The organism is Herminiimonas sp. GW821-FHT09C12 (assembly GCF_059416385.1).
Map to the genome: position 1 here is coordinate 1,110,128 of NZ_JBWKPC010000002.1, position 13,598 is coordinate 1,123,725.

A 13,598-nucleotide genomic window follows, 5' to 3' on the forward strand; every position below is an offset into this window, starting at 1 on the left:
TAGTCTTGAATAAAAAGCTGCCAGGCAATTTGCTGGCAGCTTTTTTTACGTGTTTATTTTGCTGCATTTAGACATCAATTACCCACGGGAAACACTAGCCTTAATCGCAATTTACGCTGTCCAAACCCACCAAGATTTGCTATTGTCTGTAAGTCAATAAATCACTTCTCGCACACCGTTCGAGAGCGCATCATCTTCAATCAATCTCCCTTCATGAATAAAAGCAACACACTCAATCGCATCGGCACTCCGCTGTCCAGCTCCGCCACCAAGGTCATGCTGCTGGGCTCTGGCGAACTTGGCAAAGAAGTCATTATTTCGCTGCAACGTCTGGGCGTCGAAGTCATCGCCGTGGATCGTTACGCCAATGCGCCCGGCCATCAAGTCGCACATCGCTCTTATGTCATAGACATGACAGATGGCGTAGCGCTGGCAGAGTTAATCAATCAAGAAAAACCGGATTTGATCGTGCCTGAAATCGAGGCCATCGCCACTGCAAAACTTGTTGAAATGGAAGATGCCGGCAGTGTGCGTGTTATCCCGACCCCGCGCGCCGCATGGCTGACGATGGACCGCGAAGGCATACGCCGTCTGGCCGCCGAAGAATTGGGCGTTGCCACTTCGCCATACCGTTTTGCCGACAGCTTGAAAGAACTCAAGGCTGGATGTGCAGAAATCGGCTTTCCATCCGTGGTAAAGCCCGTCATGTCTTCGTCCGGCAAAGGTCAATCCAAATTGAACAGCATGGACGATGTGGAAGCAGCTTGGGATTGCGCTGCAGCAGGTGGCCGTGTTGATTCAGGCCGAGTGATTGTGGAAGGCTTTATCGATTTCGATTACGAGATTACCTTGCTGACTGTACGCGCCATCGGTGCCGATGGACAAACACATACCCATTTCTGCGAACCTATCGGTCACGTACAAGTGAATGGTGATTATGTTGAATCGTGGCAACCACAACCCATGCATCCCGGCGCACTGCAAAAAGCGCACGACATCGCAAAACGTGTGACTGACAACCTCGGCGGCCTTGGTCTGTTCGGTGTTGAATTATTCGTCAAGAACGATATGGTCTGGTTCTCGGAAGTCAGTCCGCGTCCGCACGATACCGGCATGGTCACCATGGCCAGTCAGGAACAAAGCGAATTTGAATTACACGCCAAAGCCATCCTTGGCCTGCCCGTTAATGTCGCGCTGAAAACACCCGCAGCCTCAGCCGTCATTTACGGTCGTCATGACAGCAAAGCAGTGGCATTTGAAGGCGTCGCCGATGCCTTGCAAATTCCAGGTACCGATATCCGACTGTTCGGCAAGCCGGAGTCGTTTGCACGTCGTCGTATGGGTGTTGCGCTTGCCAGCGCCACCGATATCGAGACTGCGCGCCATAACGCCAAAGCCGCCGCAGCGAAAGTCAAACCGGTCGTACCCAACTAATGAAAACGCCGCATTTCCGTGGCATAGATATTTTTGCAGGGCACGATATTTATCGTGCCGTTTCCCTGCTCCTCTATGCGGCGCTTTTATTCAATGTTGTTCTACTGGTATATGACAGTCACTTGAGCCTGTCGCCGCTCGGCGTTGCCGCCGCAGCATTACTCGTCGCATTACTAATTGCTTCCTTCGTACGCTACTTCTGGCTTCATAGCGTCGTCCTCGGGGAAGCATTTTTTCTATGCGAAATAATCATTGCGACCTTCATCATCGCAGTTCTCTCTTCCTACAATTCGATGCCATGGCTGATTGTTATCGCCGGCATTTCGCCATTGGTGTTACGCCCGCGTATCGCGCTGATCGTGATTGCGATACTGGCTGGTATAGGCTACTTTCTGACGCATTATTTCGGCGCAAAGATCAGTGACTTGCTGCCGGATTTCTTCGCCACGCTTTGTATCGGCTGGCTCGCCGTACTCCTTGCCAAAACGCTTAACCTTAACCGTCTCACGCTCAAGCAGGCTCATACCAACGAACGTCGCTTCAATGCCATCGCGCGCGTCACCCGCCATATCTTTATCATCACGGACTCGCACTATCACATCAAGTTTGCCAATCCTGCCTTGCAGGAAGTCATAGGCTACGATGCTGATGAAGTCATCAAGCACGCCATGAAGCCTGTGTTGCACGCGGATGATGCAGCAGAACATCAAGAGAAACTACGTCATCTGCGCGATACACCGCACAGCACGATATTCTCGCGTCACCGTACACGCCATAAAGATGGTCATTGGATATGGCTGGAAACACGTGGCTACAACATGCTGCATGATGCCGCCATCAATGGCCTGGTTTTCAGCATCGAAGATGTCACGCTGCAGAGAGATGCAGAACAAAAATTGCAGGAAGAAACCGCCTTGTTGCGCGCGGTACTCGACCTCAATCCATCGATGATCTACGCGAAGGATAACGAGGGTCGTTTCACCATCAGCAATCAAAGCTTCCAGAAACGTTTCGGCTATGACAGCGAGGAAGAGTTGCGCGGCAAAACCGCGTATGACCTTTGTTTGAAAATGGCAGCTAAAGGCGACGAGTTAAGCGCACGTGAAATCGCCGATGAAATTCACCGTCAGGATTTGCAAATCATGCAAACCGGTATCCCTCTGCAGGATATAGAGCTGCAAGGATTCTGGCGTCACGATATGGATCGCTGGTTCCACACCAGCAAATATCCATTGCCCGATGTAAAAGGCAACACCATAGGCGTACTCGGTGTCACGCGCGACATCACAAAGCGCAAAAATACCGAGCTGCAGATCGAGTATCAGGCGATGCACGACATACTCACGGATTTGCCGAACCGTCGCTTTCTGGTCAACACATTGACTACGGCCATGGAAGCAAGCCGACAACGCCAATCCAGTCTGACGATGTTGTTCTGCGATCTGGATTTCTTCAAAAGCGTCAATGACACGCATGGCCACGACTTTGGCGATCAATGCCTGATAGAAACCAGCAAGCGCATCGTTGCCGCATTACCGAAGAGTGACTTCGTTGCACGCTTTGGCGGCAATGAATTCGTGATCCTGACCAATTCATCGCTGGCAGAAGCCACTGTCAAGGCAAATGCCATCATGCGTGCCGTATCTGAACGCCTGGTCTTCGACAACGTCGTCGTCAAGATACAAACCAGCATAGGCATCGCGCAACTCAACGTCGACCATCACAGCCCTGCTGATTTGATCCGCGATGCTGATGCCGCCATGTATCAAGCCAAGGAGCGCGGACGTAATCGGGCAGAAATTTACGATGCTGCATTACAGAGCAAATCAACCAAGCATGCCCGTATGGATGTTGCCTTGCGCTTTGCGCTGGAGCGCGAAGAATTATCGGTTGCATATCAACCGAAAATATCGCTGACGGATGGCAGCGTCCAGGGCTTTGAATTACTGTTGCGCTGGAATAGTCCTGAGTACGGAATGATTTCACCCAACGAATTCATTCCGATTGCAGAAACCTCCGGCATGGTCGTACCTATCGGCATGTGGGCCATGGAGCAAGCTTGCAGCCAACTCGCGGCATGGCAAGATCAATATCCTGAGATGGGCGATATCACGATCGCAGTCAATGTCTCGATGCGACAGTTATTGCAAACCTCATTCTTCACTCAAGTACGCGACATTCTGGAAAGCACAGGCGTTGTACCGCACATGGTCGAACTGGAACTGACAGAAACATCTGCCATGGCCAATCCATTGCAAACGATGGAAAATCTATCGATGCTGAAGAAGCTCGGTGTGCGCCTGGCGCTCGATGATTTCGGCACTGGCTATTCATCCCTCGCCTATCTGCAAAAACTGCCTATCGACATACTCAAAATCGACAAGACATTCGTCCGCGGACTGGGGACAAATCAAAGTGATATGGAAATTATTCGCCTGATGATGGCATTGGCACAAACGCTGAATCTGCAAACGACAGCAGAAGGTGTAGAAACCTTTGAACAGCTCCACGAGTTGAAGAAAATGGGCTGCGATTTAGGACAGGGCTTCCTGTTCTCCATGCCGTTGACAGCACAGGAAGCGGAAGCCCTGATTTGTTCATCCCATCGATTCCCGTTGATGCTGGTTTAAAACATAGCGACAATAAATGAATACGCACTCACCCGCGATGGATGAGTGCCAGATAACTCAAGCGTCTAACTTGGTGTTAGTCAGATCCAGTATTTTTTCCGGTTGATCGGCTGCCTGCGGATTTTCATTATTCAATTCCGAGTGCAACTTATCCATATCCAGATCATTGACCCATTTGGCCACGACCAAGGTTGCGACACCGTTACCAATGGTGTTGGTCAATGCTCGTGCTTCAGACATGAAACGATCGATCCCGAGTATCAGCGCCAAGCCGGCAACAGGCACATGACCAACTGCCGATAGCGTAGCCGCCAACACGATAAAACCGCTACCGGTAATCCCCGCCGCGCCTTTCGATGTCAGCAGCAATACGGCCAGCAAGGTCACTTGTTGCATGAGACTCATCGGCGTATCGGTTGCTTGCGCAATAAAGACCGCAGCCATCGTCAGATAGATCGCAGTGCCATCCAGATTGAATGAGTAACCGGTTGGAATTACCAGACCAACTACCGATTTCTTGACTCCCAGATTTTCCATCTTGGCAATCATGCGTGGCAACACCGATTCGGACGATGAGGTACCAAGCACGATCAGCAACTCTTCCTTGATGTACTTAACGAACTTCCAGACGCTGAAACCGTGCAAACGCGTCACGATTCCCAACACGATAAAAATGAAAAGCAAACACGTCAGATAGAAAGTCCCCATCAATTTACCTAGAGACAATAGCGAGCTGATGCCGTACTTACCTATCGTGAATGCCATCGCACCGAACGCACCGATAGGCGCTGCTTTCATGATCATGCCGACGATGGAGAACAGAACGTGCGAAATTTTCTCGATAAAGTCGAAAATCATCGTGCCGCGTCCACCCAACTTCTGCAGAGCAAAACCGAACAAAACCGAAACCAGAAGCACTTGCAATACATCACCCTTGGCAAATGCATCCATCATGCTGGTCGGGATGATGTTCATGACAAATTGAGTCACTGTTTCCATCTTGCCTGGTGCGGTATACGCCGTGATGCTTGATGTATCGATAGTGCTGACATCAATGTGCATGCCCACACCTGGCTGCAGAACATTGACAATAATCAAGCCGACCAAGAGCGCAACCGTACTCATGACTTCAAAATAAAGAAGGGCAAGACCACCTGTCTTGCCCACTTTTTTCATATCTTCCATGCCGGCAATACCAATTACGACCGTACAGAAAATAACTGGCGCGATAATCATCTTGATCAACTTGATGAAACCGTCGCCTAGAGGTTTCATCGCTGTACCTGTCTCCGGTACAAAATGACCCAACAATACCCCGATAATGATGGCGCAGATAACCTGTGCATAAAGGGATTTATATAGAGGCTGCTTTTGCATTTTTTTCTTTTCTTTGAAAGAGGGGAACAACCAATCCGATCGAGGTCATGTCCATCGTTGACAGGCATACCTTGTATCGACCTACTGCTATGCCTAAGAGAACATCATGCTAGGTCTCTTTTAGGCAGTTCATGTGGAAAAAGATTCACTCAGGCATGACAAATAAAACACCGTTTTAGGCGGCTCTGACATCGACTTTCGCCTTTGTACAAGCCCGTTTGGATGGTACTACTACGACAGCCCGCAGTGCGTTACCATACGGTAATCAGGCAGCAGGATAGCCGCGTCGCCAAACCTGCCTTTTTTAACGTTTTTCTCACATCTATCCGATATTCCGCGCGTTTTTGGTGCGCGGATTGCGCGACTTCTCGCCAAATCGCATATAGTCATGGGCAAACTTATCCTTACTACAAACATTTATGAAATTTGATGTCGCGATTGTCGGCAGCGGACTGGCAGGACTTTCCGTTGCTCTCCACTTGGCTGAAACCCGTAAAGTTGCTGTCATTTCCAAACGCACACTGCTTGACGGTGCCAGCAGCTGGGCACAAGGCGGTATTGCTGCTGTGCTTGACTCCAACGATAGTTATGACGAACACGTCGCCGATACGCTGGTCGCTGGTGGTGGACTGTGTGACGAAGCAGCAACCCGCTTCATCATCGAACACGGCCGTGAAGCGATTGAATGGCTGATCGCACAAGGCGTCCCTTTCACACCTGATCCGACTGCTGAACTCGGCTTTCATCTGACACGCGAAGGTGGCCACGGCCAGCGCCGCATTATTCACGCCGCCGATGCAACCGGTCATGCGGTACAAGTCACGCTGGAACAAAAGGTTCGCTCGCATCCGAACATCACGCTGCTGGAACATCACTACGCGATTGACGTCATCAGCTCGGACAAGCTGGATCAGAAAAAACGCGGTCCACGCTGTCTCGGTCTGTATGTCCAAGATGTCAAAAGCGGCAAGGTCATTACCATTTCAGCCGAGCACACGGTGCTAGCCACCGGCGGTGCCGGCAAGGTTTATCTTTACACCACCAATCCGGATACCGCGACCGGCGACGGCATTGCGATGGCATGGCGTGCAGGCTGTCGTATCGCGAATATGGAATTCATTCAGTTCCACCCTACTTGCCTGTATCACCCATACGCGAAATCTTTCCTGATCACAGAAGCCGTACGTGGCGAAGGTGGTTTATTGAAGCTGCCAGCCAGTGCTGGACGCGATGGCGGTAAACGTTTCATGCCTGCGCATGACGAACGCGCCGAGTTGGCACCACGCGACATCGTCGCTCGCGCCATCGATGCCGAGATGAAAAAACGCGGCCTTGATTACGTCGACCTCGACATCAGCGATAAGTCGCCGGAGTTCCTGAAAGAACACTTCCCGACCATCATGGCGCGCTGTCTAGAACTTGGTATCGATATGACCAAGCAACCGATTCCAGTCGTGCCAGCCGCGCATTACACCTGTGGCGGCATCATTACCGACCTCTCCGGCCGCACTGATCTGCCGGGCTTGTACGCGGTAGGTGAAGCAACTTACACCGGACTGCACGGCGCCAATCGTCTGGCCAGCAATTCGCTGTTGGAATGTTTGGTACTCGGCCGCGCAACGGCAAAATATATCGACGAACAACCGAAGCAGAAACTCGTCACCCTGCCCGCCTGGGATGAAAGCCGCGTCACCGATGCCGATGAAGAAGTCATCATTGCAAATAACTGGGACGAGCTGCGTCGCTTCATGTGGAACTACGTTGGTATCGTGCGTACCACCAAGCGTCTGGAACGCGCGCAGCATCGCATTCGCCTGCTGAAGGAAGAAATTGACGAGTACTACGCCAACTTCCGCATCACGCCGGATTTGCTGGAATTGCGTAACCTGGTTGAAGTCGCATCGCTGATCGTCAATAGCGCGCTGTCACGCCGCGAAAGCCGTGGCTTGCACTTCAGCCGCGACTATCCGGATACATTGCCTAAAGCCTTGCCTAGCGTGTTGTCGCCAGATCGCAAGCATTGAGATTGGAATGTTCTACAAAAATGCCGTTCAGTTTTCTGAGCGGCATTTTTTATTGGGAAATGGTTTTCTGTTTGATGTTGCTGATGGGGTTATCTCTCCGTGGAGAGTTGATTTGCCGGGGGTAGCCCGGCATACCAACTATGTCCGAAGAAAAAACATCATCAACAAACGAAACTCCAAGCCACAATAAAAAAGCCGCTCAAAGCGGCTTTTTATAAAACAAGAAATCTTATTTCGTCTCGATAATACGCAAGGAATAATCAGTCGCCCGCACATCCTTAGTCAATCCACCGATCGAAATTCGATCAACACCAGTCTCCGCAATCGCACGCACCGAATCCCGATTCACCCCACCCGACGCTTCCAGCAAAGCACGGCCAGCAGTCAAGGCAACTGCCTCTCGCATGTCTGCCAATGAAAAGTTATCCAGCAACACCGACTGCGCACCTGCTGCCAAAGCATCCTTCAGCTCAGCCAGATTCTCGACCTCGATCTGTATCGTGACGCCAGCATTCAAGGCCAAGGCAGCTTTCATCGCCGCTTGCACGCCGCCAGCCGCTGCAATATGGTTTTCCTTGATCAGAATGCCGTCATACAGCGCCAGGCGCTGATTTTTACCGCCACCCACACGTACGGCGTACTTCTGTGCCAAACGCAGCCCAGGCAGCGTTTTACGCGTATCCAGGATTGCGGCTTTGGTGCCGGCAGTCATCTTGACATACTCGCGCGTCGCCGTTGCAACGCCTGACAGCAATTGCAAGAAGTTCAGCGCAGTACGTTCAGCAGTCAACAGCACACGTGCCGGTGCTTCAATTGCACACACTTCGCTGTCTGCTTGCATCAGATCACCTTCGGCATAACGCCAGCTAATCTGTATGCGCGCATCCAAGCGCTTCATCACGCTTTCAAACCATGGTGCACCGCACAGCACAGCTTCTTCGCGCACGATCACACGCGCATGGACTACTTCCTGCTCTGGCACCAGCTTGCCAGTTACATCACCAGTGCCGACGTCTTCGGCCAGCGCCACTTGAATATTGACGTCGAAGGCCGCAGCCAGTGCTGCATCGAATGGAGCAAAGGGATTACGCAACAAACTCATGCCGGTCCTATTCCTGAAAACAGTTGTTGTTCTTTCGCCAGATCGCTGGATGGACGCACATTGGCTTTTTCTGCTGCAGCGAAGTCCAACATGCGATCGATACAGACAGTCGCCTTGCGACCGATTTCTGGATCGACGTGGATTTCATTGCGGCCAGACTCCAATACGTCAGCCAGATTCTGCAAACCATTCATCGCCATCCATGGGCAATGCGCACAGCTCTTGCAGGTTGCGCTATTACCGGCAGTCGGCGCATCGATAAAGATTTTGCCTGGCGCGGCGGCTTTCATTTTGTGCAGGATGCCGTTATCGGTCGCGACTATGAATTCCGGCGCATCCATCGTTTGTGCTGCGTGTATCAGTTGCGAAGTTGAACCGATAGCGTCAGCCAATGCGACTACGGAGGCCGGCGACTCTGGATGCACCAGTACTTTTGCCAGTGGATGTTCTTTCTTCAGCAGCTCAAGTTCGACTGCCTTGAACTCGTCGTGTACCAGGCAGGAACCTTGCCACAGCAGCATGTCTGCGCCGGTTTGCTTTTGAATGTAGCCGCCCAAATGCTTATCCGGTGCCCACAGAATTTTTTTGCCTTGCGCGTGCAGATGTGCGACGATTTTCAAACCGATGGATGAAGTCACCATCCAGTCGGCGCGCGCTTTTACTGCTGCGCTGGTATTGGCATATACAACGACTACGCGATCAGGATGCGCATCGCAGAAGGCAGAAAACTCATCCGTCGGACAACCCAGATCAAGCGAGCAAGTCGCGTCCAGATCCGGCATCAGGATGGTTTTTTCCGGGCTGAGAATCTTGGCGGTCTCGCCCATGAATTTCACACCAGCGACAACCAAGGTCTTGGCTGGATGATCGCGACCAAAGCGCGCCATCTCCAGCGAGTCAGAAACGCAGCCACCAGTTTCTTCCGCCAGATCCTGCAAGTCGGAATCGACGTAGTAATGCGCGACCAGTACGGCTTCGCGCTCTTTCAACAAACGCTTGATGCGTTCCTTCAATGCGATTTTCTCTTCCGGCGATGGCGTGGCCGGCGTCCGTGCCCATGCATGTGCGGTGCAGCTGGTACCAGCTTGCATGGCAGGACGTTCGAATTCAACGGTTTTGATTGGCTGGATTTGCATGGCTAGTCGGATAATTGAATGCGATGGATTATTTATTCGTGTCGCGATTACAGCAGGCTTTATCAACAGTATGTGTTGCCTTGCTGAATCCCTTTAGAAGGGAATGGCGGTGTCGTCGAATTGTAGCGCTATTTTTATATGAGGGTTCTTGACTCGCATGCAATACATTCTTGCCTGCGAATGTGAAAAAGCGCGACGGGGAAGATTCCGCGCCGCGCTTTTACATTACCAGTATTACTCGATGCCTTGGCTGGACAAGTATTCTTCGTATGTGCCTTGGAAGTCGATGATTTCACCATCTTTCACTTCCAGCACACGCGTTGCCAGCGAGGATACGAACTCACGATCGTGCGAAACGAAGATCAGTGTACCGGCGTATTTTTCCAGCGCAATGTTCAAGGATTCAATCGATTCCATGTCCATGTGATTGGTCGGCTCATCCATCAACAAGACGTTGTGACGGCCCAGCATCAATTTGCCGTAGGTCATGCGACCTTTTTCACCACCGGACAAGACCTTGACCGATTTCTTCACATCGTCGCCACCGAACAGCAAACGACCGAGGATGGAACGAACTGCCTGATCATCGTCGCCTTCCTGTGTCCATTGACCCATCCAGTCGCTCAGATTCTTGTCGCTGGCGAAGTCTTCGGTCGGATCTTGCGGCATGTAGCCGACGTTGGCGTTTTCCGCCCATTTGATACGGCCTTGATCAGCTGACAAGCCGGTAATGTCTTCGCCACCGATGCAACGCAGCAAGGTCGTTTTACCGGCGCCGTTGGCACCGATAATCGCGATACGTTCGCCTGCTTCAACCATGATGCTGAAGTTCTTGAACAGTTGGCGATCGAATGCCTTGGTGATGGTTTCTGTTTCCACTGCCAGACGATGCAACTTTTTCTCACCGTCAAAGCGCACGAACGGATAAGCACGTGACGATGGTTTGATATCGTCAACCTTGATTTTCTCGATCTGCTTGGCACGTGATGTAGCCTGACGCGCCTTGGATTTGTTCGCAGCAAAGCGGCGTACGAATTCCTGCAGCTCAGCGACCTTGTCTTTTGCTTTCGCATTGTTGGCCAGTTGCTGATTACGCGCCTGGGTCGAAGCGAACATGTAGTCGTCGTAATTGCCTGGATAAATCTTCAGCGTGCCGTAATCCATATCGGCCACGTGCGTACACACTTGATTCAAGAAGTGACGATCATGGGAAATGATGATCATGGTGGAGTTGCGCTCGTTGAGCACATCTTCCAGCCAGCGTATCGTGTTGATATCCAGATTGTTGGTCGGTTCGTCGAGCAGCAGAATGTCTGGATTCGAGAACAAGGCTTGCGCCAGCAATACGCGCAGCTTCCAGCCTGGCGATACATTACTCATCGGACCTTGATGCAAATCGATTGCAACGCCAGCACCCAGCAACAACTCGCCCGCACGCGATTCTGCTGTGTAGCCATCGTACTCAGCAAACTTTGCTTCGAGATCGGCCGCCTTCATGTAGTCGTCGTCGGTTGCGTCCGGATTCGCGTAAATTGCATCGCGCTCAGCCATCGCTGCCCACATTTCTGTGTGGCCCATCATCACCACATCCAACACGCGCATTTCTTCAAACGCGAATTGATCCTGACGCAATTTACCCAAACGTTCGTTTGGATCGAGCATGACCGTACCGGCGGATGAATCGAGATCGCCACCGAGGATTTTCATGAATGTGGATTTGCCGCAACCGTTGGCACCAATCAGGCCGTAGCGGTTGCCATCGCCAAACTTGACGGAAATGTTTTCAAACAGCGGCTTGGGGCCGAACTGCATCGTGATATTAGCTGTGGATAACACTGATAAAGCCTTTGCGGATATGAATTCGAATAACCTTCTATTCTATCATCTCAGAGGAGTGATCCGCTCTGAACGCGGGATATGGAGGAATGAACACCGCCAAAAGTCATGCGAATCGACAGTTATTTATTGTTTTTTACCTAAGAAAATAGCCGCCACGACAGATGGCAATCTGTCTCACTTCATCTCGCCAGGTTCGGATAGCCCTGCATCGTCAACGCGAAAGAATCAGCTTGCGAACGCAACGTGGCCTGCGCACCAACTACCAGTGTCGCCTTGTCACGACCATGCCCAAATGGCAAATCAGTCAACACGGGTACCGGCAAGTTGGCACGCAAATACGCCACCATCTGCTCGAAGTCATAGCCGTTGTCGTAGTCGGTCAGACGATAAGCGGAAAAATCGCCCAGCAATATCGCCTTCTGATGATCCAGCACACCTGCATGCAATAACTGCAACATCATCCGTTCAACACGGTATGGATGCTCGTTCACATCCTCGACAAACAGTATGCCGCCCTGCACTTTTGGCAAGTAAGGCGAACCCACCAAATGCGCCAGCATCGCCAGATTGCCGCCCCACAAGGTGCCACTGACATCGAGTGTAGGATTGCCTTCAGTTTGCGCTGTAATAGTGTGTTCTTTCTGCGTGATGCACTGCCAAAAATTACGCAGCGTATATACACTCAACTCATCGCGTACAAAGTCGTCACACAACATCGGACCGGAAAAACTAATTGCGCCGGTTTGCGCCAGCAAGCCCATTTGCAAAGCGGTGAAGTCGCTATGCCCGACAAACAATTTCCCGCTGGCAGCCAGCGTCTTGAAATCCAGCGACGGCAACAATCGCGTCAAGCCGTAACCGCCACGCAATGCCAGCACGATGTCCACTTCAGGATCTTGTGCCGCTGCATATAACTGCGCAACCCGCTCATCGTCAGTTGCGCCAAAGCGCTGGAATTTTCTGGCGGAATCAGTGAAATTTTTTACCTGACATCCTTGCGCCTGCAGTGTCGCAATTCCGCGCTCGACCGCATCAGGACTCACTGCATAACCACTGGGAGAAACAAGTGCAACAACGGGTTGCCTACTGCCGTTAACTGCTGTGAGCTTGCGTAGGGATAGATTCAATTCAGCGTTCATTTTTTATTCGGTTGGTCCATACAATTTGCCCGCAGCGTGGCAATGATCACCTATCAATTGCGACAGATGATCATTCAAGCCATCCGGCAAATCATGTCCCATGCCGTCGATTTCCTGCATGACGGCATTCGGTATCAATTCGGCTGTTTCACGACCGCAAGCGACCGGCAACAATGGATCATCGGCACCGTGTATCACCAGAGATGGAACACGCACGGTTTTCAACAATTCGACACGATCACCCGATGCACCTATCGCCAGCAATTGACGCGAAGTAGCAACCGGTGCGAGGCTGCGCTGCACGCTTTGCGCAATACGTTCTTGCAGAACTTCATGCGCGACTGGATAGCCAGGACTACCGATCACTTCCATCGTATTGACGAAATGTTCTATGACAGCCTTCTGATCGCTAGGATCGGGCGGTTTGGCAAACAAAACCTTGCGCGCCGCTTTGGTCGGTCCCGGCAAACCGCGTCGACCGCTGGTCGACATGATGGAAGTCAGGCTCAATGTGCGTTCCTGATAATTGGCCGCGACGATCTGCGCGATCATGCCGCCCATGGACGCGCCGACGATATGCGCTTTCTTGATAGCCAAAGCATCTAGCACACCGACCGCATCGGATGCCATATCGTCCAAGGTATAACCGGCAGAAATTGGAATACGAAACGCCAGCTTGATTAAAGCAAGCACCGTATTGGGCTTGCCTAAATGATGCAATTTGCTCGACAGTCCGCTGTCGCGATTATCGAAGCGTATGACATAGAATCCTTGTCGCACCAAGCCATCGCAAAAAGCATCCGGCCATGAAATGAGTTGCATCCCCAAGCCCATGATCAGCAAGATAGCTTGATCATCCGGATTGCCTTGGGTTTCATACGCAATGTCTACGTTATTTACATGAATAGTCGGCAAGG

Annotated in this window: 9 protein-coding genes; 3 read left to right on the top strand and 6 right to left on the bottom strand. The window is 51.5% G+C overall.

Going from position 1 to position 13,598, the window contains the following annotated elements; translation table 11 throughout:
• The first annotated feature begins 213 nt into the window (after positions 1-213).
• Together purT and AC07N2_RS15075 are read left to right on the top strand one after the other, a co-directional pair.
• The gene (gene purT, locus AC07N2_RS15070; RefSeq protein ID WP_494778985.1) at positions 214-1,434 is read left to right on the top strand and encodes a formate-dependent phosphoribosylglycinamide formyltransferase; all 1,221 of its coding nucleotides are present in this window, start codon (positions 214-216) and stop codon (positions 1,432-1,434) included.
• The gene (locus tag AC07N2_RS15075; protein ID WP_494778986.1) at positions 1,434-4,064 is read left to right on the top strand and encodes a putative bifunctional diguanylate cyclase/phosphodiesterase; all 2,631 of its coding nucleotides are present in this window, start codon (positions 1,434-1,436) and stop codon (positions 4,062-4,064) included. The genes purT and AC07N2_RS15075 overlap by 1 nt, the downstream gene beginning before the upstream one ends.
• Positions 4,065-4,121: 57 nt before the next feature.
• Here the strand turns inward: AC07N2_RS15075 and AC07N2_RS15080 are convergent, their stop codons facing one another.
• On the bottom strand, positions 4,122-5,441 hold the full coding sequence (locus AC07N2_RS15080) for a dicarboxylate/amino acid:cation symporter (protein WP_494778987.1): 1,320 nt from the start codon (positions 5,439-5,441) through the stop codon (positions 4,122-4,124).
• A 419-nt stretch (positions 5,442-5,860) separates the two neighbouring features.
• On the opposite strand from AC07N2_RS15080, the gene nadB reads away from it, so the two are divergent.
• Positions 5,861-7,465 carry an L-aspartate oxidase gene (gene nadB / locus AC07N2_RS15085; protein WP_494778988.1) on the top strand — a complete coding sequence of 535 codons (1,605 nt, stop codon included), beginning with the start codon at positions 5,861-5,863 and terminating at the stop codon, positions 7,463-7,465.
• A gap of 229 nt (positions 7,466-7,694) precedes the next feature.
• Here the strand turns inward: nadB and nadC are convergent, their stop codons facing one another.
• The 5 genes from nadC to AC07N2_RS15110 form a co-directional block, all read right to left on the bottom strand.
• A complete protein-coding gene (gene nadC, locus AC07N2_RS15090; RefSeq protein ID WP_494778989.1) occupies positions 7,695-8,567 on the bottom strand; it encodes a carboxylating nicotinate-nucleotide diphosphorylase in 873 nt (290 codons plus the stop codon).
• Positions 8,564-9,703, bottom strand: a complete 1,140-nt coding sequence (gene nadA, locus AC07N2_RS15095; protein ID WP_494778990.1) for a quinolinate synthase NadA — start codon at positions 9,701-9,703, stop codon at positions 8,564-8,566. The genes nadC and nadA overlap by 4 nt, the downstream gene beginning before the upstream one ends.
• 234 nt (positions 9,704-9,937) lie before the next feature.
• Positions 9,938-11,539 carry an ABC-F family ATPase gene (locus AC07N2_RS15100; RefSeq protein WP_076591110.1) on the bottom strand — a complete coding sequence of 534 codons (1,602 nt, stop codon included), beginning with the start codon at positions 11,537-11,539 and terminating at the stop codon, positions 9,938-9,940.
• Between the two features lie 182 nt (positions 11,540-11,721).
• Complete coding sequence (ldcA, locus tag AC07N2_RS15105; RefSeq protein WP_494778991.1) at positions 11,722-12,681, bottom strand: muramoyltetrapeptide carboxypeptidase; 960 nt, start codon at positions 12,679-12,681, stop codon at positions 11,722-11,724.
• Between the two features lie 3 nt (positions 12,682-12,684).
• Positions 12,685-13,596, bottom strand: coding sequence for an alpha/beta fold hydrolase (locus tag AC07N2_RS15110; RefSeq protein ID WP_494778992.1), 912 nt, complete (start codon positions 13,594-13,596; stop codon positions 12,685-12,687).
• Positions 13,597-13,598: the final 2 nt, after the last annotated feature.